Consider the following 18,155-nt stretch of genomic DNA (forward strand, 5'->3'; position numbering starts at 1 on the left):
TTGCCGATTACCAAGCAGTCTTTGCTGGGCGATTCCAAAAAATGTGTAGCGAGCAACCTACCGGTGTTTTTGCATCCGGTCTGTCACCACGCGGCGGTTTTTTTGAAAGGTGCACTGTGATTAATGCAGGTGATCGGGGGCTTCGGCCTTCCTTCGCTTTCCCCGGCGGCACTGACCGCTTTAACGCAGACTTCTAGGGTTTTTCATGACGCGCTACATATTCGTCACGGGCGGTGTTGTTTCTTCATTGGGGAAAGGCATTGCCTCGGCTTCATTGGCGGCCATCCTGGAGGCGCGGGGGCTTAAGGTCACCATGCTCAAGCTGGACCCGTACATCAACGTCGACCCGGGCACCATGAGCCCGTTCCAGCACGGTGAAGTGTTCGTCACCCACGACGGCGCCGAGACCGACCTGGACCTGGGCCACTACGAGCGGTTCATCCGCACGACCATGACCCAGAACAACAACTTCACCACCGGCCGCGTGTACGAGCACGTGCTGCGCAAGGAGCGCCGTGGTGATTATCTGGGTGCCACCATCCAGGTGATTCCGCACATCACCGACGAGATCAAGCGTCGCATCATCAAGGGCGCCGGCGATGCCGACGTGGCCCTGGTGGAAATCGGCGGTACCGTGGGTGACATCGAGTCGCAACCGTTCCTCGAAGCCATCCGTCAACTGCGTGTGGAAGTCGGTTCCAAGCGCGCGATGCTGATGCACCTGACGCTGGTTCCGTACATCGCCACCGCTGGCGAGACCAAGACCAAGCCGACCCAGCACTCGGTAAAAGAGCTGCGTTCGATCGGCTTGCAACCGGACGTGCTGATCTGCCGCTCCGACCATCCGGTGGATGTGTCGTCGCGCCGCAAGATCGCGCTGTTCACCAACGTTGAAGAGCGTGCGGTGATCTCCCTGGAAGACGTCGACACCATCTACAAGATCCCGGCCGTGCTGCACGCCCAGGGCCTGGACGATTTCGTCGTCGAGCGTTTCGGCCTGCAGTGCAACGGTGCTGACCTGTCCGAGTGGGAAAAAGTGGTGGACGCCAAGCTCAACCCAGAGCACGAAGTCACCATCGCCATGGTCGGCAAGTACATGGAACTGCTGGACGCCTACAAGTCGCTGATCGAAGCGATGAGTCATGCCGGCATTACCAACCGTACCAAGGTCAACCTGCGCTACATCGATTCCGAAGACATCGAGAACCAGGGCACCGCGCTGCTGGAAGGCGTCGACGCGATCCTGGTTCCAGGCGGTTTCGGCCTGCGCGGCGTGGAAGGCAAGATCACCGCGGTGCAATACGCTCGCGAGAACAAGGTGCCGTACCTGGGTATCTGCCTGGGCATGCAAGTGGCGGTCATCGAGTTCGCCCGTAATGTCATGGGCTGGAAAGACGCCAACTCCACCGAGTTCGATCGCACCAGCGGCCATCCGGTCGTCGGCCTGATCACCGAGTGGGAAGACGCCACCGGTGCCGTTGAAGTGCGTACCGAAGCTTCCGACCTGGGCGGCACCATGCGTCTGGGTGCTCAGGAATGCTTGCTGGAAGCGGGCTCCAAGGTCCACGACTGCTACGCCAAGGACGTGATCATCGAGCGTCACCGTCACCGCTACGAAGTGAACAACAAGCTGCTGCCGCAACTGATCGAAGCTGGCCTGAAGATCTCCGGTCGCTCGGGTGACGGCGCGCTGGTTGAAGTGGTCGAGGCCCAGGATCATCCATGGTTCGTCGCTTGCCAGTTCCATCCCGAGTTCACCTCGACTCCCCGTGACGGCCACCCACTGTTCAGCGGTTTCGTCAAAGCAGCATTGGCTCAACACCAGAAGAAGGCGTGACCCTGATGGCGCAGAAGATCATCCGCGTAGGCAACATCGAGATCGCCAACGACAAGCCGATGGTGCTGTTCGGCGGCATGAACGTGCTGGAAAGCCGCGACATGGCGATGCAGGTTTGTGAAGAATACGTGCGGGTCACCGAGAAGCTCGGTATCCCCTACGTGTTCAAGGCCAGTTTCGACAAGGCCAACCGTTCGTCTGTGACCTCCTACCGTGGCCCGGGCCTGGAAGAAGGCATGCGGATTTTCGAAGACGTGAAGCAGGCCTTTGGCGTGCCGATCATCACCGACGTCCACGAGCCGGCCCAGGCTGCCGTGGTCGCCGAAGTCTGCGACATCATCCAGCTGCCGGCCTTCCTTTCGCGGCAGACCGACCTGGTGGTGGCCATGGCCAAGACCGGCGCGGTGATCAACATCAAGAAAGCCCAGTTCCTCGCACCCCAGGAAATGAAACACATCCTGAGCAAGTGCGAAGAGGCGGGCAACGATCAGTTGATCCTCTGCGAGCGCGGTTCCAGCTTCGGCTACAACAACCTGGTCGTGGACATGCTCGGCTTCGGCATCATGAAGCAGTTCGAATACCCGGTGTTCTTCGATGTGACCCACGCCCTGCAGATGCCGGGTGGTCGCGCCGACTCCGCTGGCGGTCGCCGGGCCCAGGTCACCGACCTGGCCAAGGCCGGCATGAGCCAGTCTCTTGCCGGGCTGTTCCTCGAAGCCCATCCGGATCCGGACAACGCCAAGTGCGACGGTCCTTGCGCCCTGCGCCTGGACAAGCTCGAGCCGTTCCTGGCCCAGCTCAAGGCCCTGGACGAGCTGGTCAAGAGTTTTCCGACGGTAGAAACCGCGTAAAACCGATTTCTCCGGTAAAGTACCGCACGATTATTGCTCAGGCCCCCGGGCCTGAGCCTTATCGTCTGCAAGACTGCCCGCTTTCCCCGCCTTGCCGACGGTAAAAGATTTCCTACAGCTGCGTCGTTTTCGTCAACTTTGGAGTGTTTACAACAATGGCAAAAATCGTCGACATCAAAGGTCGTGAAGTTCTCGACTCCCGTGGCAACCCCACTGTCGAAGCGGACGTGCTTCTCGACAACGGCATCATCGGCAGTGCATGCGCGCCGTCCGGTGCTTCCACCGGCTCGCGCGAAGCGCTGGAGCTGCGTGATGGCGACAAGAGCCGTTACCTGGGCAAGGGCGTGCTCAAGGCGGTAGCCAACATCAACGGCCCGATCCGCGACCTGCTGCTGGGTAAAGACCCGATCGATCAGAAGGCCCTGGATCAGGCCATGATCAAGCTCGACGGTACCGAGAACAAGGCCACCCTGGGCGCCAACGCGATCCTCGCCGTGTCCCTGGCTGCTGCCAAGGCCGCCGCTCAGGACCAGGACCTGCCGCTGTACGCCCACATCGCCAACCTCAATGGCACTCCGGGCGTCTACTCGATGCCGGTACCGATGATGAACATCATCAACGGTGGCGAGCACGCCGATAACAACGTCGACATCCAGGAGTTCATGGTGCAGCCGGTTGGCGCCAAGTCCTTCTCGGAAGGCCTGCGCATGGGCACCGAAATCTTCCATCACCTCAAAGCCGTGCTGAAGGCCCGTGGCCTGAACACCGCAGTGGGTGACGAAGGCGGTTTTGCACCGAACCTGGCTTCCAACGAAGACGCTCTGAAAGTGATCTCCGAAGCCGTGGCCAACGCCGGTTACACCCTGGGCACCGACGTGACCCTGGCCCTGGACTGCGCTGCAAGCGAATTCTATGAAGATGGCAAGTACAACCTGTCCGGCGAAGGCCAGGTGTTCACCGCCGAAGGTTTCGCCGAGTACCTCAAAGGCCTGACCCAGCGCTACCCGATCATCTCCATCGAAGACGGCCTGGACGAGTCCGACTGGGCCGGCTGGAAAATCCTTACCGACAAGATCGGCGAGAAGGTTCAACTGGTCGGCGACGACCTGTTCGTGACCAACACCAAGATCCTGAAAGAAGGCATCGACAAGAAGATCGCCAACTCGATCCTGATCAAGTTCAACCAGATCGGCACCCTGACCGAAACCCTGGAAGCCATCCAGATGGCCAAGGCTGCCGGCTACACTGCGGTGATCTCCCACCGTTCCGGTGAAACCGAAGATTCGACCATCGCCGACCTGGCCGTGGGTACCTCGGCTGGCCAGATCAAGACCGGCTCCCTGTGCCGTTCCGACCGCGTTTCCAAGTACAACCAATTGCTGCGTATCGAAGAGCAATTGAACGGCAAGGCCAAGTACAACGGTCGCGGTGAGTTTCGCGGCTAAGCAGTAGATGGTAAAAAGACACCGGATTGTGTCGGGAAAATCGCTACAGCGAGTTTTTTGCCACTAATCTGATGCCTTAAGAGCACAAGCCTGGGTCTTCCAGGCTTCGTGCTATCAGTAGGTCCGAAGTTGTTGGCATGGCTGTCTTTTTTCACTGGATACCCGATATTCGATGCGCAGTCCCAATTGGTTGTTCCTGGTCTTGCTCTTGCTGCTGGCTGGCTTGCAGTACCGCCTGTGGGTGGGGAACGGCAGCTTGGCCCAGGTTGCTGACCTGACTCAGCAGATTGCCGACCAGCACGCTGAAAACGAGCGTTTGCTGGAACGAAATCGCGTACTCGATGCGGAAGTCATGGAGCTGAAAAAAGGCATGGAGACCGTGGAAGAACGGGCTCGCCATGAGTTGGGTATGGTCAAGGAGGGTGAAACCCTCTACCAGTTGGCCCAATGAGCGACGTATTGCCGGCCTTCTGGGCCGTGATTCCTGCCGCGGGCGTTGGTGCCCGCATGGCCGCGGACCGCCCCAAGCAGTACCTGCAACTGGGTGGACGCACAATTCTTGAACACAGCCTGGGCTGCTTTCTCGACCACCCCGCCCTCAAGGGGCTGGTGGTCAGCCTGGCGGTTGATGATCCTTACTGGCCGGCCCTGGCTTGCGCCCATGATTCGCGGATCCAGCGGGTCGAAGGTGGTGCTGAGCGTTCCGGCTCGGTGCTCAATGCCTTGCTCCATCTGCATGCCCAGGGCGCTGCCGATGACGACTGGGTGCTGGTTCACGATGCCGCCCGGCCCAATCTTTCCCGGGATGACCTGGACAAACTGTTGGGTGAGTTGGTGGATGACCCTGTGGGAGGGCTACTCGCAGTTCCGGCCCGGGACACCCTGAAACGTGTGGACAAGCACGGTCGAGTGCTGGAAACCGTTGACCGCAGTTTGATCTGGCAAGCCTACACACCGCAGATGTTCCGCCTCGGTGCCCTGCATCGTGCCCTGGCCGACAGCCTGGTGGCCGATGTGGCGATTACCGATGAAGCTTCGGCGATGGAATGGGCCGGCCAGGCGCCGCGCCTGATCGAAGGCCGCTCGGATAACCTCAAGGTCACCCGTCCCGAAGACCTGGAATGGTTGCGCCAGCGCTGGTCCAACCGCCGCTGACTGCTGGCTTGCGCTGCACCTTGTAGCTGCTGGTGCAGGCTGCGAACGACTCCGAAGGAGGCGCCGCTCTTGAGGCCCTGAAGGCCCTGCGGGCCTTGTCACAGCCTGCGGCAGCAGCTACAGGTCGCGGTATTCCGGGCGCTGCGCCAGCCCTTGTTTCAGATAATCCACCAGCTTGCGCACTTTCGGTGACAGGTGCCGTTGCTGCGGGTACAGCGCCCAGACTGCGGTGTTGGGCGGTTGGTGAGCTTCCAGCAAGGAAATCAGCGTACCGTTCTGCAAGTGCTCCAGGACGTAGTAGTCCGGCAACTGGCACAGCCCCACCCCTTGCAAGGCCGCATCCAGCACCGCCTGTCCGCTGTTGCAGCGCCAATTACCCTGCACCCGTTGCGAAAATTCGCGCCCATCCAGTTCCAATTGCCAGATATCCGAGCTGCCGATCAGGCAGTTGTGCCGGCTCAACTCCGACAGGCTGTGTGGGCGTCCATAACGTTCCAGGTAGGAGGGCGAGGCGCATAGGTACATGCGACGTGGGGCCAGGCGAGTGGCGACCAGGCGCGAGTCCTGCAGGCGCCCAAGGCGAATCGCCAGGTCCAGCCCTTCATGCACCAGGTCCAGGGGGCGGTTGCTGAGCTCTATATCCACTCGCAACTGCGGATAAAGACTCATGAACCGGGTAACCAGCGGCACGATAAAGCGCTCGCCGTAGGCCACTGCACAGGTCATGCGCAGCATGCCCTTGGGCTCGCTGGTCAGGTCGCCTACGGCCCGAAGGGCCTCCTCGCGACCATCCTGCAGACGTTGGCAATGCTGGAGAAAGGTCTGCCCGGCCTCGGTCAGGGTCACCCGGCGGGTACTGCGATACAGCAGGCGAGTCTGCAAGCGCTCCTCAAGCCGTGCCACCTGACGGCTGATATGGGACGAAGAGACCCCCAGGCGCTCGGCGGCAGCGGTGAACTGGCTGCATTCGGCGACCGCGACAAATTCGTCGATACCTTCCCAACGGTTGTCATTCATTGATTGTCCCCATACAGCAATAATGTTTTGCTTTGGCCTGGATTATTCATCGCATTGCGCTGTTTTACACTCTGTGCCTCGTTTTTATTCGCTGGAGAGTCAGGATGATCAAGTCACGTGCTGCCGTAGCCTTCGAGGCCAAGAAGCCGCTGGAAATCGTCGAAGTGGATGTCGCCATGCCCAAGGCGGGCGAGGTGCTGCTGCGGGTCGTCGCCTCCGGCGTCTGCCACACCGACGCCTACACGCTGTCTGGTGCCGACCCTGAAGGCATCTTCCCGGCGATCCTCGGTCATGAAGGCGGTGCGGTGGTTGAGGCGGTGGGCGAGGGCGTGACCTCGGTGGCTGTGGGTGACCATGTGATCCCGCTGTACACCCCGGAATGCGGCAAGTGCAAATTCTGCCTGTCGGGCAAGACCAACCTCTGTCAGGCCATTCGCGCCACCCAGGGCAAGGGCCTGATGCCTGATGGCACCACGCGTTTTTCCTACAAGGGTCAGCCGATTTTCCACTACATGGGTACCTCGACCTTTTCCGAGTACACCGTGCTCCCGGAAATCTCCGTGGCCAAGATTCCCAAGGAAGCCCCGCTGGAAAAGGTCTGCCTGCTGGGGTGCGGCGTGACCACCGGGATCGGAGCGGTGATCAACACCGCCAAGGTCAAGGCCGGTGACACCGTGGCCATCTTCGGCCTGGGCGGCATTGGCCTGTCGGCGGTCATCGGTGCGGTCAAGGCCAAGGCCGGGCGTATCATCGCCATCGATATCAACCCGGCCAAGTTCGAGATCGCCAAGCAACTGGGCGCCACCGACTGCGTCAATCCGAAGGATTTCGACCGTCCGATTCAGGAGGTCATTGTCGACATGACTGATGGCGGCGTGGATTTCTCCTTCGAGTGCATCGGCAATGTGCAACTGATGCGTGCGGCCCTGGAGTGCTGCCACAAGGGCTGGGGCGAATCGGTAATCATCGGCGTGGCCGGTGCCGGCCAGGAAATCTCCACCCGTCCCTTCCAACTGGTGACCGGCCGGGTATGGCGCGGCTCAGCCTTTGGTGGCGTGCGCGGGCGCAGCGAGCTGCCAAGCTACGTGGAAATGTCCCAGACCGGCGAGATCCCCCTGGATACCTTCATCACCCACACCATGGGCCTGGAAGATATCAACAAGGCGTTCGACCTGATGCACGAAGGCAAGAGCATTCGCTCCGTCATTCACTTCTAAGAGCAGCGGCAAGCGGCAAGCCACAGGCGCCAAGCGGGAGTTCCGCTTGCGGCCCATGGCTTGCGGCGTGCCGCTGGAGGTCTGCCATGAGTCTGGAAAACCTTTCCTGCCAGAAAAGCTTCGGCGGCTGGCATAAACGCTACAAGCATCATTCCCGGGTGCTGGGCTGTGACATGGTGTTCGCCGTGTATTTGCCGCCCCAGGCCGAACAGGGCGGCAAGCTGCCGGTGCTTTACTGGTTATCCGGCCTGACCTGTACCGACGAGAACTTCATGCACAAGGCCGGGGCTCAACGCATGGCTGCCGAGCTGGGCTTGATCATCGTCGCTCCGGATACCAGCCCGCGTGGCCCCGGCGTGCCCGGTGACCCGGACGGTGCCTGGGATTTCGGTCTGGGTGCCGGGTTCTACCTGAACGCGACGCAGGAGCCCTGGGCCCAGCATTACCGGATGCACGATTATGTGGTGAACGAGCTGCCGGAGCTGGTGGAGGCGCATTTTCCCGCTTCGCACAAGCGTGGGATCAGCGGGCACTCCATGGGCGGCCACGGGGCATTGGTGTGCGCGCTGCGTAATCCGGGGCGCTATCAGTCGGTTTCGGCCTTCGCTCCCATCAGCAACCCGATGGATTGCCCCTGGGGGCAGAAGGCGTTTTCCCGTTACCTGGGGGAGGAACGCTCACGCTGGCGCGAGTGGGATGCCAGCGTGCTGATCGCCGAAGCCACCGAGAAGCTGCCGTTGCTGGTGGATCAGGGGGATCGTGACGACTTCCTTGCCGGTCAGCTCAAGCCTGAAGTGCTGCAGCAAGCGGCAAAGAATGCCGGGCATGAGCTGACGTTGCGGATGCAGCCGGGGTACGACCACAGCTACTTCTTTATCGCCAGTTTCATAGACGACCACTTGCAGCACCATGCACGTGCTCTTAACGCCTAATACCTGCCAAAGCAGGTAGAATCACGCCCTGACTTTTTCGGGGCGTTTTTTTATGCGTATTGGCCACGGCTACGATGTGCACCGTTTCGCTGAGGGCGACTTCATCACGTTGGGGGGGGTGCGTATTGCCCACCATTTCGGGCTGCTCGCGCACTCCGATGGTGATGTGCTGTTACACGCACTCAGTGATGCCCTTCTGGGCGCTGCCGCGCTGGGTGATATCGGCAAGCACTTTCCGGACACCGATCCGCAGTTCAAGGGCGCCGACAGCCGTGTCCTGCTGCGTCATGTTGTCGCGCTGATTCATGCCAAGGGCTGGAAGATCGGCAACGTCGACAACACCATCGTCGCCCAGGCACCGAAAATGGCACCTCACATTGAAACCATGCGGGCCTTGATTGCCGAGGACCTGCAGGTCGAGCTGGACCAGGTGAACGTGAAGGCAACCACCACCGAAAAACTCGGCTTTGTCGGCCGCGAGGAAGGCATCGCCGTGCATTCCGTGGCCTTGTTGCAACGCCCATGAATGAACTGCAATTGTTGGGCCCGCGGGCCTATGGCGATGCCCTGGGCAGCGCCGTACTCAAGGCCACTGCCGAAGACTTCCAGGTTGATGAAGTACTCGATATCCCGCTGAGCGGGGAAGGCGAGCATCTGTGGCTGTGGGTGGAAAAACGCGGCTTGAACACCGAGGAAGCGGCGCGGCGGATCGCCAAGGCGGCGGGGGTGTCGTTGCGCACTGTCAGCTATGCCGGGCTCAAGGATCGCCAGGCGCTGACCCGCCAGTGGTTCAGTGTGCAACTGCCGGGCAAGGCCGATCCGGATCTTGGCGCAGCGGAAAATCACACTCTGAAGATCCTCGAGGCCACCCGCCACAAGCGCAAATTGCAGCGTGGGGCCCATGCCGCCAATGGCTTTACCTTGCGCCTGACAGAGCTCAAGGCGGATCAGGCAGCCATCGATGAGCGCCTGAAGAGAATTGCCGCTCAAGGTATTCCCAACTATTTCGGCGCCCAGCGCTTCGGCCACGACGGTGGCAACCTGGTGGACGCCCGTAGCTGGGCTGCCCGCCAGGCGCTGCCGGAGCAGCGCAATGTGCGTTCGCGCCTGTTGTCCACCGCCCGCAGCTACCTGTTCAACCAGGCACTGGCAGCGCGAGTGGCGGACGGCACTTGGCAGCAGGCGCAAGTGGGCGACTTGCTGGCATTTACCGACAGCCGCAGCTTTTTCATGGCCGGCCCGGATGAATGCACGGATCCGCGCCTGGCAATTCTTGACTTGCATCCCACAGGCCCGTTGTGGGGCGAAGGCGAGTCTCCGGCGGGTGGTGCGGTTCATGAACTTGAACAGCAGATGGCCGACCGCGAGGCGGCACTGTGCGAATGGCTGATAAAAGCCGGCATGAGCCACGAACGACGCATCCTGCGGCTGCCCATTGGCGGTTTGACGTGGCATTATCCCGAGCCTGATATTCTGCAACTGGAATTCGTCCTCCCGGCCGGATGTTTCGCCACCGCCTTGGTGCGTGAACTCGTCGATCTGGTGCCGGTGGGGCAGACGGACAGCTCATGCGCATTCTGATTTCTAACGATGATGGGGTAACTGCACCCGGTATCGCGGCGTTGCACGCTGCGCTGGCGGATTACGCCGAGTGCGTGGTTATCGCTCCGGATCAAGACAAAAGCGGCGCCAGCAGCTCGCTGACGCTCGACCGTCCGTTGCATCCGCACACCCTTGGCAACGGCTTTATCAGCATCAATGGCACCCCCACCGACTGTGTTCACCTGGGGCTCAACGGCCTGCTGGAGCATGACCCGGACATGGTGGTGTCGGGCATCAACCTGGGGGCCAACCTCGGTGATGACGTGCTGTACTCCGGGACGGTCGCCGCTGCATTGGAAGGGCGCTTCCTGCAACGCCCTGCGATCGCCTTTTCGCTGGTCTCGCGCCAGGTGGAGAACCTTGCGACCGCAGCCTATTTCGCGCGCAAGCTGGTGCAAGCCCAGGGCTTGCTGGATTTACCACCACGGACGGTGTTGAACGTGAATATTCCCAACCTGCCGCTTGATCATATTCGGGGCATCCAGTTGACCCGCCTGGGCCATCGCGCCCGTGCTGCGGCACCGATGAAGGTGGTCGACCCCCGCGGCAAGGCGGGTTACTGGATCGCTGCCGCCGGCGACGCCGAGGATGGCGGGCCCGGTACCGACTTTCATGCAGTGATGCAGGGCTACGTGTCTGTCACGCCGCTGCAGCTGGATCGCACCTTCAATGACGCGTTCAGGAGTCTGGATGGCTGGTTGGAGGGGCTGCGCTGATGGCTCGCGAGCAAGACGATCTGCTGCGGCGGGGAATCGGCATGACTTCCCAGCGTACCCGCGAACGCCTGATCCAGCGCCTGTATGACGAGGGGTTGTCCAACCCTCAGGTACTGGAAGTGATTCGGCGCACACCGCGGCATCTGTTTGTCGATGAGGCCCTGGCCCATCGTGCCTATGAAGACACGGCGCTGCCGATCGGCCACAACCAGACCATCTCCCAGCCTTATATGGTGGCCCGCATGAGTGAGCTGCTGCTGGCGGCCGGGCCGCTGGACAAGGTACTGGAGATCGGTACCGGCTCGGGCTACCAGACGGCGGTGTTGTCGCAGCTGGTGGAGCGGGTGTTTTCGGTGGAGCGGATCAAGGTCCTGCAAGACCGGGCCAAGGAGCGCCTGCAGGAATTGAACCTGCGCAACGTCGTGTTTCGCTGGGGCGACGGCTGGGAAGGCTGGCCGGCGCTGGCGCCCTATAACGGCATCATCGTCACTGCCGTCGCCACCGATATCCCCCAGGCCCTGCTCGATCAACTCGCGCCTGGCGGGCGCCTGGTGATTCCGGTGGGGGCAGGGGAGGTGCAGCAGTTGATGCTGATCATCCGTGAAGAACAGGGCTTTGCCCGGCACGTCCTGGGGGCGGTGCGTTTTGTGCCGTTGCTCAATGGTCCCCTGGCCTGAAGGCATTTATCAGGCTGGGGTGAATTCTGTCTGGCGGGCTGTGTCTTAGTGCCGTATCGATCGTCAATGAGTGATACGACGGTCAGAGGCAGGTTCTTGCGGCTGTCCTTGTGCTGGGCCAGCGGTAAAGCGCCTGTGTCCAGTTATACTTGCGTCACTTCACGCCTGAGTCAGGCAATCTATATCGTCAACCACCACAAAGGGAGCGGCGGGTGAGTCTCACAGTCATTGCGCAGCGTATAGGTACAACAAGCTTTCAGCGACTGATGATTGGCCTTGCCTTGAGTTCCTTGTTGGTCGGTTGCTCCAGCACCAAATCCAGCAGCGTGGGGGTGGTCGAGCGCAGTAACACTGTTGCGCCGCAGCGCCCCACGGTGACCACCGGGCAGTACGCGGTGCGTCGCGGAGACACCTTGTTTTCCATTGCCTTCCGCTATGGCTGGGACTACAAGGCGCTGGCCGCTCGCAACAACATCGCCGAGCCTTATACCATCCATCCCGGGCAGGTCATTCGCTTTGACGGCCGTACTGGCACTACGCCGGCGACGGTTGTTACCAGCACCCAGTCCAGTGCCTCTTCCTCCAGCAAGACCACGGTCATTCGTCGCCCGGCAGGCACCACGACAACGCCTGCAACTGCGACCACCACCAGCCCTGCGAGCAAGCCGGCGCCTGCTCCGGCTACCCCCGCGGGCCCCGCTCCTACGGGTTGGGGATGGCCTTCGAACGGTGTTCTGATTGGAAAATTTTCTTCAAACGGTAGTTTGAATAAAGGCATTGATATCGCCGGAGATTTGGGACAGCCTGTTTTAGCTGCGTCTGATGGGACGGTGGTTTACGCCGGGAGTGGCTTAAGGGGCTACGGCGAATTAGTCATCATCAAACACAACGAAACCTACGTCAGTGCTTACGGCCACAACCGCAAGCTATTGGTTCGGGAGGGACAGCAGGTCAAAGTCGGACAGACAATTGCCGAGATGGGATCAACTGGTACAGACCGGGTGAAACTGCACTTTGAGATTCGCCGACAAGGTAAACCTGTAGATCCGCTGCAATTCCTGCCACGTCGTTGATCCGTTACCAGCCTGTTCCGCTCACGTAGAGGGAACAGGCTCCAGCGTTGCCAGGGATAAAGGCGCCGCTTGAGCCTGAGGTCGAACTCACCAAAGGACTATAACAATGGCTCTCAGTAAAGAAGTGCCGGAGTTTGACATCGACGATGAGGTTCTCCTTATGGAGAGCAGCATCGATATGGATTCGATGTCGAATAATGAGGGGGCAACTCCACCTTCCGTTCGCACCAAATCCAAAAGCTCCGCTTCATTAAAGCAACACAAATACATTGATTACACGCGTGCACTCGATGCGACGCAGCTGTACCTCAATGAAATCGGTTTTTCTCCATTGCTCTCCCCCGAAGAGGAAGTGCACTTTGCGCGGTTGTCGCAAAGTGGTGATCCGGCCGGGCGCAAGCGCATGATTGAAAGCAACTTGCGGCTGGTGGTGAAAATCGCCCGGCGCTATGTCAATCGTGGCCTGTCGCTGCTGGACCTGATCGAAGAGGGCAACCTCGGGCTGATCCGAGCGGTGGAGAAGTTCGATCCGGAACGCGGCTTCCGCTTCTCGACCTATGCCACCTGGTGGATTCGTCAGACCATCGAGCGGGCCATCATGAATCAGACCCGGACCATCCGGTTGCCGATCCATGTGGTCAAAGAACTCAACGTCTACTTGCGCGCCGCCCGTGAGTTGACGCAAAAACTCGATCATGAACCCTCCCCCGAAGAAATCGCCAATCTGCTGGAGAAGCCGGTGGCCGAAGTCAAGCGCATGCTCGGCCTGAACGAGCGGGTTTCTTCGGTTGATGTCTCCCTGGGCCCGGATTCGGACAAGACCCTGCTGGATACCCTGACCGACGACCGTCCGACAGATCCTTGTGAGCTGTTGCAGGACGACGATCTGTCACAAAGTATCGATCAGTGGCTTTCCGAATTGACCGAGAAGCAGCGCGAAGTGGTGGTTCGACGTTTCGGCCTGCGAGGACACGAGAGCAGCACCCTTGAAGATGTGGGCCTGGAGATCGGTCTGACCCGTGAACGGGTTCGGCAGATCCAGGTTGAAGGGCTCAAGCGCCTTCGGGAAATTCTCGAGAAGAATGGATTGTCCAGTGAGTCGCTGTTTCAGTAGCCACTGGATCGATTCACAAGAGCCCCGATCGACTCGGGGCTTTTTATTGCACGCAGCTTGTGGTTTTGAATGGGCTATTGCCAGAGAAGTTGGCTTAACTCTCAACCGTCATGTAAGCCAAAGATTACTTTTTCGTACGCATTCGGTTCTCGGCTACTTCTGCGTTGTCTAGTTTTGCGTAGGCTGTTTTTTATATTATTGATTTATATAATATTTTTTATGAAAGGCTATGAGTTTCGACAAAGTTTCACACGAATAGTGCGATTGCTCTTGCCGGGGAACTCTCTAATATCAGCCCTGTGTCGACGGATAGACACAGCCATCAAGGACGATGGTCAGGACATCGCAGGAAGCGATTCATCAGGACGATGAAAAGGAACACAGGGACTAGGGAAAAATGTGGGCGGGTCATACCGCCCCTTTTTTTCGTCTGTCGAAAAGTCCCGCCGGCATTTCCTTGCCCCAGAAACGCAAAAAGGCCCGCAAGGGGCCTTTGGGAACGCAGCTGCAATCAGCGTTCGAGATCCTTGATCTTGCCTTTGACGCCATCCCACTCTTCGGCATCCGGCAACGGATCTTTCTTTTCAGTGATATTCGGCCAGATCTCTGCCAGCTCGACGTTCAACTGAATGAATTCTTGCATCTCTTCCGGGACTTCATCCTCGGAGAAAATCGCTACAGCGGGGCATTCAGGCTCACACAGTGCGCAATCAATGCACTCATCCGGGTGAATCACCAGGAAGTTCGGGCCTTCGTAAAAGCAGTCCACCGGACAGACTTCTACGCAGTCGGTGTACTTGCACTTGATGCAGTTGTCGGTGACGACGAAGGTCATTTCTAATTCTCTCCTCAGGCGGCGGCAGCGGAGCCCCTACATGACGGGGTCGCCAGGTTTGGGAGCGATAGTCTGCGCAACCAGGCTAATAGTCCGCAGCATCCCAAACCGCGCGAGATTCTAACAGCTTGAAGACGTTCGCGTTAGATGCGTGTCTTCAATGTATAGAGCATTTCCAGCGCTCGGCGTGGCGTCATGTCATCCAGATCCAGCTTGGCCAGGTCGTCGAGCACCGGGTGCGGCAGGCTGGCGAACATGTCGCTTTGTTGCGGAACCGAGGGTTTGCCCGGCGCTTGAGGCGCCACTTCATGGGGCAAGCTGGTGGTTTCCAGGCGGCTCAAGTGCTCCCGGGCGCGGGTGATGACTGCGCTGGGAACCCCGGCCAGCTGGGCTACCGCCAGCCCATAGCTCTGGCTGGCTGGGCCTGGAAGTACATGGTGCAGGAACACAATGCGCTCATTGTGCTCGGTGGCATTGAGGTGCACGTTGGCCACCAGCGGCTCGCTTTCCGGCAGTACCGTCAGTTCGAAATAGTGGGTGGCGAACAGGGTATAGGCGCGCAGGTGGGCGAGACGTTCTGCCGCAGCCCAGGCCAGGGAAAGTCCGTCAAAGGTGCTGGTACCGCGTCCCACTTCGTCCATCAGCACCAAGCTGCGTTCCGTTGCGTTGTGCAGGATGTTCGCGGTTTCGCTCATTTCCACCATGAAGGTCGAACGGCCGCCGGCCAGGTCGTCGCTGGAGCCGATACGGGTGAAGATCCGGTCCACCAGGGACAGCTCGCAGCTAGCCGCCGGGACGAAGCTGCCGATATGGGCCAGCAGCACGATCAGGGCCGTCTGGCGCATATAGGTGGATTTACCGCCCATGTTCGGACCGGTGATCACCAGCATCCGCGTGTTGTCGTCCAGGCTCAGGTCGTTGGCCACGAACGGCGTGGTCAACACTTGCTCCACCACCGGGTGACGACCCTGGGTGATGCGCATGCAAGGTTCGCTGACAAAACGTGGGCAGTTGAGGTCCAGGTTCAAGGCGCGCTCGGCCAGGTTGCTCAGCACGTCCAGCTCAGCCAGGGCACCAGCGGTATCCTGCAACGGCGGCAAATGGCTGATCAGGGTTTCCAGGAGCGCGTCGTAGAGCATCTTCTCCCGGGCCAGGGCACGGCTCTTGGCCGATAGCGCCTTGTCTTCGAACTCCTTGAGTTCCGGAGTGATGAAGCGCTCGGCGCCTTTCAATGTCTGGCGGCGAATGTAGTCCGCCGGGGCCTGTTCGGCCTGCTTGCTTGGCAGCTCGATGAAATAGCCATGGATACGGTTGTAGCCGACCTTGAGGTTGGCCAGGCCGGTACGGGCTTTCTCGCGGGCTTCCAGGTCAATCAGGAACTGTCCGGCGTTCTCGCTCAGCGACTGCAGCTCGTCGAGCTCGGCGTCGTAGCCGGTCTTGAGTACACCGCCGTCACGGATCACCGCCGGCGGGTTGTCGATGATGGCCTTGGCCAGCAGAGCGGCCAGCTCCGGGTAGGTGCTGGTGGTGGCAGCCAGCTGATTGAGGTGAGTGGCCTCCAGTTCGGTCATGGCTTTTTGCAGCTCCGGCAGTGCAGCCAGGGCATCACGTAGACGGGCCAAGTCCCGCGGACGGGCATTGCGCAGGCCGATCCTCGCCAGAATCCGCTCGATATCGCCGATTTCCTTCAACTGCGGTTGCAACCGTTCGAAACGGTAGCCGTCCAGCAGGCAAGTAATGGAGGACTGGCGCGCTTCCAGGACCTTGAGGTCGCGCAGCGGGCGGTTCAGCCAGCGGGTCAGCAAACGGCTGCCCATGGCGGTCTGGCAGCGATCGACCACCGATTGCAGGGTGTTGTCGCGCCCGCCCGCCAGGTTGGTGTCCAGTTCCAGGTTGCGACGGCTGGCACCGTCCAGCACCACGGTGTCATCCAGGCGCTCATGACGCAGGCTGCGCAGGTGGGGCAGGGCGGTACGCTGGGTTTCCTTGGCATAGCTGAGCAGGCAACCGGCGGCGCCGATGGCCAGGGTCAGGGTTTCGCAGCCAAAGCCCTTGAGGTCCTGGGTAGAGAACTGCTGGCAGAGGCTCTTGTGCGCCGAGTCCCGCTCGAAATCCCAGGGGGCACGGCGTCGCACACCGCGGCGTTTTTCTGCCGGCAAGCCTTGTGGCCAGTCGTCGGGGATCAGCAGCTCCACTGGGTTGATCCGCTCCAGCTCGGCCAGCAGATTCTCCCAGCCCCTGATCTCCAGGACGCTGAAGTTGCCGCTGGTGATGTCCAGCACCGCCAGGCCGAACAGACGCTCGTCGCCCAGCACGGCGGCGATCAGGTTGTCGCGGCGCTCATCCAGCAGAGCCTCGTCACTCACGGTGCCTGGCGTGATGATACGCACCACCTGGCGTTCCACCGGGCCCTTGCTGGTCGCCGGGTCCCCCACCTGTTCGCAGATCACCACCGACTCGCCGAGCTTTACCAGCTTGGCCAGGTAGCCCTCGGCGGCGTGGTAAGGAATACCGCACATGGGAATCGCCTGGCCGGCCGACTGCCCGCGCGCCGTCAGGGTGATGTCCAGCAGCTTGGCGGCCTTCTTCGCGTCTTCATAGAAGATCTCGTAGAAGTCGCCCATGCGGTAGAACATCAACTGATCAGGGTGCTGGTTCTTGAGGCGCCAGTACTGCTGCATCATCGGCGTGTGGGAGGACAGATCGGAGGTATTTTTACTCATCGGTATTCAGGCGGATTCGTTGAATGGGTGAAGCAAAGGAGCGCTGGGCTCGGCTTTTTGCAGATGGCGGCAAGGTTACCATGGGTGCCCCGGCCTCGCAGGCACCAAGGCGCTCCTGTGGTTGTCCGGTAAATGCATTACATATATGCAAATCAGCATTTGTCATTGCGCAAAAGATCAAGCAATATGCGTTCTATGCAAATACGCAATGTTTCTACTGTCTTAAGAGAGCTGCTGGATCGTGACGGAATCTCCCCCACGGAGCTTCACCGTCGCACCGGTGTGCCTCAATCCACCCTCTCGCGGATTCTCAGCGGGAAGATCGTCGATCCTTCGGATAAGCACATATCGCGGATCGCCGAATACTTCCAGGTGAGCACCGACCAGTTGCGTGGGCGCGTGGATATCGCGCCTGCCCGGGCTGCTGCGCCCCGTGACGAGATTCATTCGGAACTCAAGGACATAAGCCTGTGGGACGACGATACCCCTGTCGATGACGACGAGGTGTCGGTTCCTTTTCTGCGCGAGGTTGAATTGGCTGCTGGATCAGGAAGATTCGTCATCGAGGAAAGCGAACGCGCCAGCCTGCGCTTCGGCAAGCGCAGCCTGCGGCACAACGGCGTGCAGTTCGACCAGGCCAAGTGCGTCACGGTGCGTGGCAACAGCATGTTGCCGGTGCTGCGGGACGGCGCCACGGTGGGCGTCAATGCCGGCAAATGCGCAATTGGCGACATCGTTGATGGCGACCTCTACGCGATCAACCACAACGGCCAATTGCGGGTGAAGCAGCTGTATCGCCTACCTACAGGGATCCGCCTGCGCAGCTTCAACCGCGATGAACATCCGGATGAGGACTACAGCTTCCAGGAGACCCAGGAAGAGCAGATCAGCATCCTCGGTCACGTCTTCTGGTGGGGCATGTACGCCCGCTAAGCCAGCCCTCTTGAACAAAGCCCGCCCT

At 60.3% G+C, this 18,155-nt stretch carries 17 protein-coding genes; 14 read left to right on the top strand and 3 right to left on the bottom strand.

All coding sequences use genetic code 11. The annotated features are described in order from the left end of the window. The first annotated feature begins 205 nt into the window (after positions 1–205). The 5 genes from pyrG (at position 206) to ispD (ending at position 5,288) form a co-directional block, all read left to right on the top strand. Positions 206–1,837, top strand: coding sequence for a CTP synthase (gene pyrG, locus AC07R1_RS14900; protein ID WP_011059541.1), 1,632 nt, complete (start codon positions 206–208; stop codon positions 1,835–1,837). 5 nt (positions 1,838–1,842) lie between these two features. After that, positions 1,843–2,688, top strand: a complete 846-nt coding sequence (gene kdsA, locus AC07R1_RS14905) for a 3-deoxy-8-phosphooctulonate synthase (RefSeq protein ID WP_011059542.1) — start codon at positions 1,843–1,845, stop codon at positions 2,686–2,688. Between the two features lie 155 nt (positions 2,689–2,843). Further along, positions 2,844–4,133: a phosphopyruvate hydratase gene (gene eno / locus AC07R1_RS14910; protein WP_011059543.1), complete on the top strand. Its 1,290-nt coding sequence runs from the start codon at positions 2,844–2,846 to the stop codon at positions 4,131–4,133. 172 nt (positions 4,134–4,305) lie between these two features. Then, positions 4,306–4,584 carry a cell division protein FtsB gene (ftsB, locus tag AC07R1_RS14915; RefSeq protein ID WP_011059544.1) on the top strand — a complete coding sequence of 93 codons (279 nt, stop codon included), beginning with the start codon at positions 4,306–4,308 and terminating at the stop codon, positions 4,582–4,584. Continuing rightward, entirely contained in the window at positions 4,581–5,288 is a 708-nt protein-coding gene (gene ispD / locus AC07R1_RS14920; RefSeq protein ID WP_404673838.1) for a 2-C-methyl-D-erythritol 4-phosphate cytidylyltransferase, read from the top strand. Before ftsB ends, ispD begins: the two co-directional genes overlap by 4 nt. Positions 5,289–5,405: 117 nt before the next feature. On the opposite strand, the gene AC07R1_RS14925 is transcribed toward ispD, so the two are convergent. Next, on the bottom strand, positions 5,406–6,305 hold the full coding sequence (locus tag AC07R1_RS14925) for a LysR substrate-binding domain-containing protein (RefSeq protein WP_011059546.1): 900 nt from the start codon (positions 6,303–6,305) through the stop codon (positions 5,406–5,408). A 104-nt stretch (positions 6,306–6,409) separates the two neighbouring features. On the opposite strand from AC07R1_RS14925, the gene AC07R1_RS14930 reads away from it, so the two are divergent. The 8 genes from AC07R1_RS14930 to rpoS all read left to right on the top strand — a co-directional run bounded on the left by AC07R1_RS14930 (position 6,410) and on the right by rpoS (position 13,636). Continuing rightward, positions 6,410–7,522 (top strand): S-(hydroxymethyl)glutathione dehydrogenase/class III alcohol dehydrogenase, encoded by a 1,113-nt coding sequence (locus AC07R1_RS14930; protein ID WP_011059547.1) that lies wholly within the window; start codon positions 6,410–6,412, stop codon positions 7,520–7,522. An 86-nt stretch (positions 7,523–7,608) separates the two neighbouring features. Further along, positions 7,609–8,454, top strand: coding sequence for an S-formylglutathione hydrolase (gene fghA, locus AC07R1_RS14935; RefSeq protein WP_041116226.1), 846 nt, complete (start codon positions 7,609–7,611; stop codon positions 8,452–8,454). Between the two features lie 52 nt (positions 8,455–8,506). Next, the gene (ispF, locus tag AC07R1_RS14940) at positions 8,507–8,980 is read left to right on the top strand and encodes a 2-C-methyl-D-erythritol 2,4-cyclodiphosphate synthase (protein ID WP_011059549.1); all 474 of its coding nucleotides are present in this window, start codon (positions 8,507–8,509) and stop codon (positions 8,978–8,980) included. After that, on the top strand, positions 8,977–10,035 hold the full coding sequence (truD, locus tag AC07R1_RS14945; protein WP_011059550.1) for a tRNA pseudouridine(13) synthase TruD: 1,059 nt from the start codon (positions 8,977–8,979) through the stop codon (positions 10,033–10,035). The genes ispF and truD overlap by 4 nt, the downstream gene beginning before the upstream one ends. Beyond that, positions 10,023–10,772 carry a 5'/3'-nucleotidase SurE gene (surE, locus tag AC07R1_RS14950; protein WP_011059551.1) on the top strand — a complete coding sequence of 250 codons (750 nt, stop codon included), beginning with the start codon at positions 10,023–10,025 and terminating at the stop codon, positions 10,770–10,772. The genes truD and surE overlap by 13 nt, the downstream gene beginning before the upstream one ends. A 41-nt stretch (positions 10,773–10,813) precedes the next feature. Continuing rightward, a complete protein-coding gene (locus tag AC07R1_RS14955; protein WP_169892832.1) occupies positions 10,814–11,449 on the top strand; it encodes a protein-L-isoaspartate(D-aspartate) O-methyltransferase in 636 nt (211 codons plus the stop codon). Between the two features lie 212 nt (positions 11,450–11,661). Further along, positions 11,662–12,522: a peptidoglycan DD-metalloendopeptidase family protein gene (locus AC07R1_RS14960; RefSeq protein WP_041116230.1), complete on the top strand. Its 861-nt coding sequence runs from the start codon at positions 11,662–11,664 to the stop codon at positions 12,520–12,522. 106 nt (positions 12,523–12,628) lie between these two features. Then, positions 12,629–13,636 (top strand): RNA polymerase sigma factor RpoS, encoded by a 1,008-nt coding sequence (gene rpoS, locus AC07R1_RS14965; protein WP_011059554.1) that lies wholly within the window; start codon positions 12,629–12,631, stop codon positions 13,634–13,636. Positions 13,637–14,147: 511 nt separating this feature from the next. Here rpoS and fdxA read toward each other — a convergent pair. Next, positions 14,148–14,471 carry a ferredoxin FdxA gene (gene fdxA / locus AC07R1_RS14970; RefSeq protein WP_011059555.1) on the bottom strand — a complete coding sequence of 108 codons (324 nt, stop codon included), beginning with the start codon at positions 14,469–14,471 and terminating at the stop codon, positions 14,148–14,150. Between the two features lie 143 nt (positions 14,472–14,614). Then, positions 14,615–17,194, bottom strand: a complete 2,580-nt coding sequence (gene mutS, locus AC07R1_RS14975) for a DNA mismatch repair protein MutS (protein WP_495110653.1) — start codon at positions 17,192–17,194, stop codon at positions 14,615–14,617. Between the two features lie 186 nt (positions 17,195–17,380). Between mutS and AC07R1_RS14980 the strand changes: the two genes are divergently transcribed. Further along, a complete protein-coding gene (locus AC07R1_RS14980; protein ID WP_495110654.1) occupies positions 17,381–18,127 on the top strand; it encodes a LexA family transcriptional regulator in 747 nt (248 codons plus the stop codon). The last annotated feature ends 28 nt before the right edge of the window (positions 18,128–18,155 follow it).

It is taken from the genome of Pseudomonas sp. GW821-FHT07F01, assembly GCF_059418825.1.

What these genes read in the sequence shown, in the direction of transcription:
- kdsA (WP_011059542.1), top strand. Translation starts at nt 1,843, where the DNA reads ATGGCGCAGAAGATCATCCGCGTAGGCAACATCGAGATCGCCAACGAC.
- mutS (WP_495110653.1), bottom strand. Translation starts at nt 17,194, where the DNA reads ATGAGTAAAAATACCTCCGATCTGTCCTCCCACACGCCGATGATGCAG.
- truD (WP_011059550.1), top strand. Translation starts at nt 8,977, where the DNA reads ATGAATGAACTGCAATTGTTGGGCCCGCGGGCCTATGGCGATGCCCTG.
- ispF (WP_011059549.1), top strand. Translation starts at nt 8,507, where the DNA reads ATGCGTATTGGCCACGGCTACGATGTGCACCGTTTCGCTGAGGGCGAC.
- fghA (WP_041116226.1), top strand. Translation starts at nt 7,609, where the DNA reads ATGAGTCTGGAAAACCTTTCCTGCCAGAAAAGCTTCGGCGGCTGGCAT.
- pyrG (WP_011059541.1), top strand. Translation starts at nt 206, where the DNA reads ATGACGCGCTACATATTCGTCACGGGCGGTGTTGTTTCTTCATTGGGG.
- ftsB (WP_011059544.1), top strand. Translation starts at nt 4,306, where the DNA reads ATGCGCAGTCCCAATTGGTTGTTCCTGGTCTTGCTCTTGCTGCTGGCT.
- AC07R1_RS14980 (WP_495110654.1), top strand. Translation starts at nt 17,381, where the DNA reads ATGCGTTCTATGCAAATACGCAATGTTTCTACTGTCTTAAGAGAGCTG.
- fdxA (WP_011059555.1), bottom strand. Translation starts at nt 14,471, where the DNA reads ATGACCTTCGTCGTCACCGACAACTGCATCAAGTGCAAGTACACCGAC.
- AC07R1_RS14925 (WP_011059546.1), bottom strand. Translation starts at nt 6,305, where the DNA reads ATGAATGACAACCGTTGGGAAGGTATCGACGAATTTGTCGCGGTCGCC.
- AC07R1_RS14955 (WP_169892832.1), top strand. Translation starts at nt 10,814, where the DNA reads ATGACTTCCCAGCGTACCCGCGAACGCCTGATCCAGCGCCTGTATGAC.
- rpoS (WP_011059554.1), top strand. Translation starts at nt 12,629, where the DNA reads ATGGCTCTCAGTAAAGAAGTGCCGGAGTTTGACATCGACGATGAGGTT.
- AC07R1_RS14930 (WP_011059547.1), top strand. Translation starts at nt 6,410, where the DNA reads ATGATCAAGTCACGTGCTGCCGTAGCCTTCGAGGCCAAGAAGCCGCTG.
- ispD (WP_404673838.1), top strand. Translation starts at nt 4,581, where the DNA reads ATGAGCGACGTATTGCCGGCCTTCTGGGCCGTGATTCCTGCCGCGGGC.
- surE (WP_011059551.1), top strand. Translation starts at nt 10,023, where the DNA reads ATGCGCATTCTGATTTCTAACGATGATGGGGTAACTGCACCCGGTATC.
- eno (WP_011059543.1), top strand. Translation starts at nt 2,844, where the DNA reads ATGGCAAAAATCGTCGACATCAAAGGTCGTGAAGTTCTCGACTCCCGT.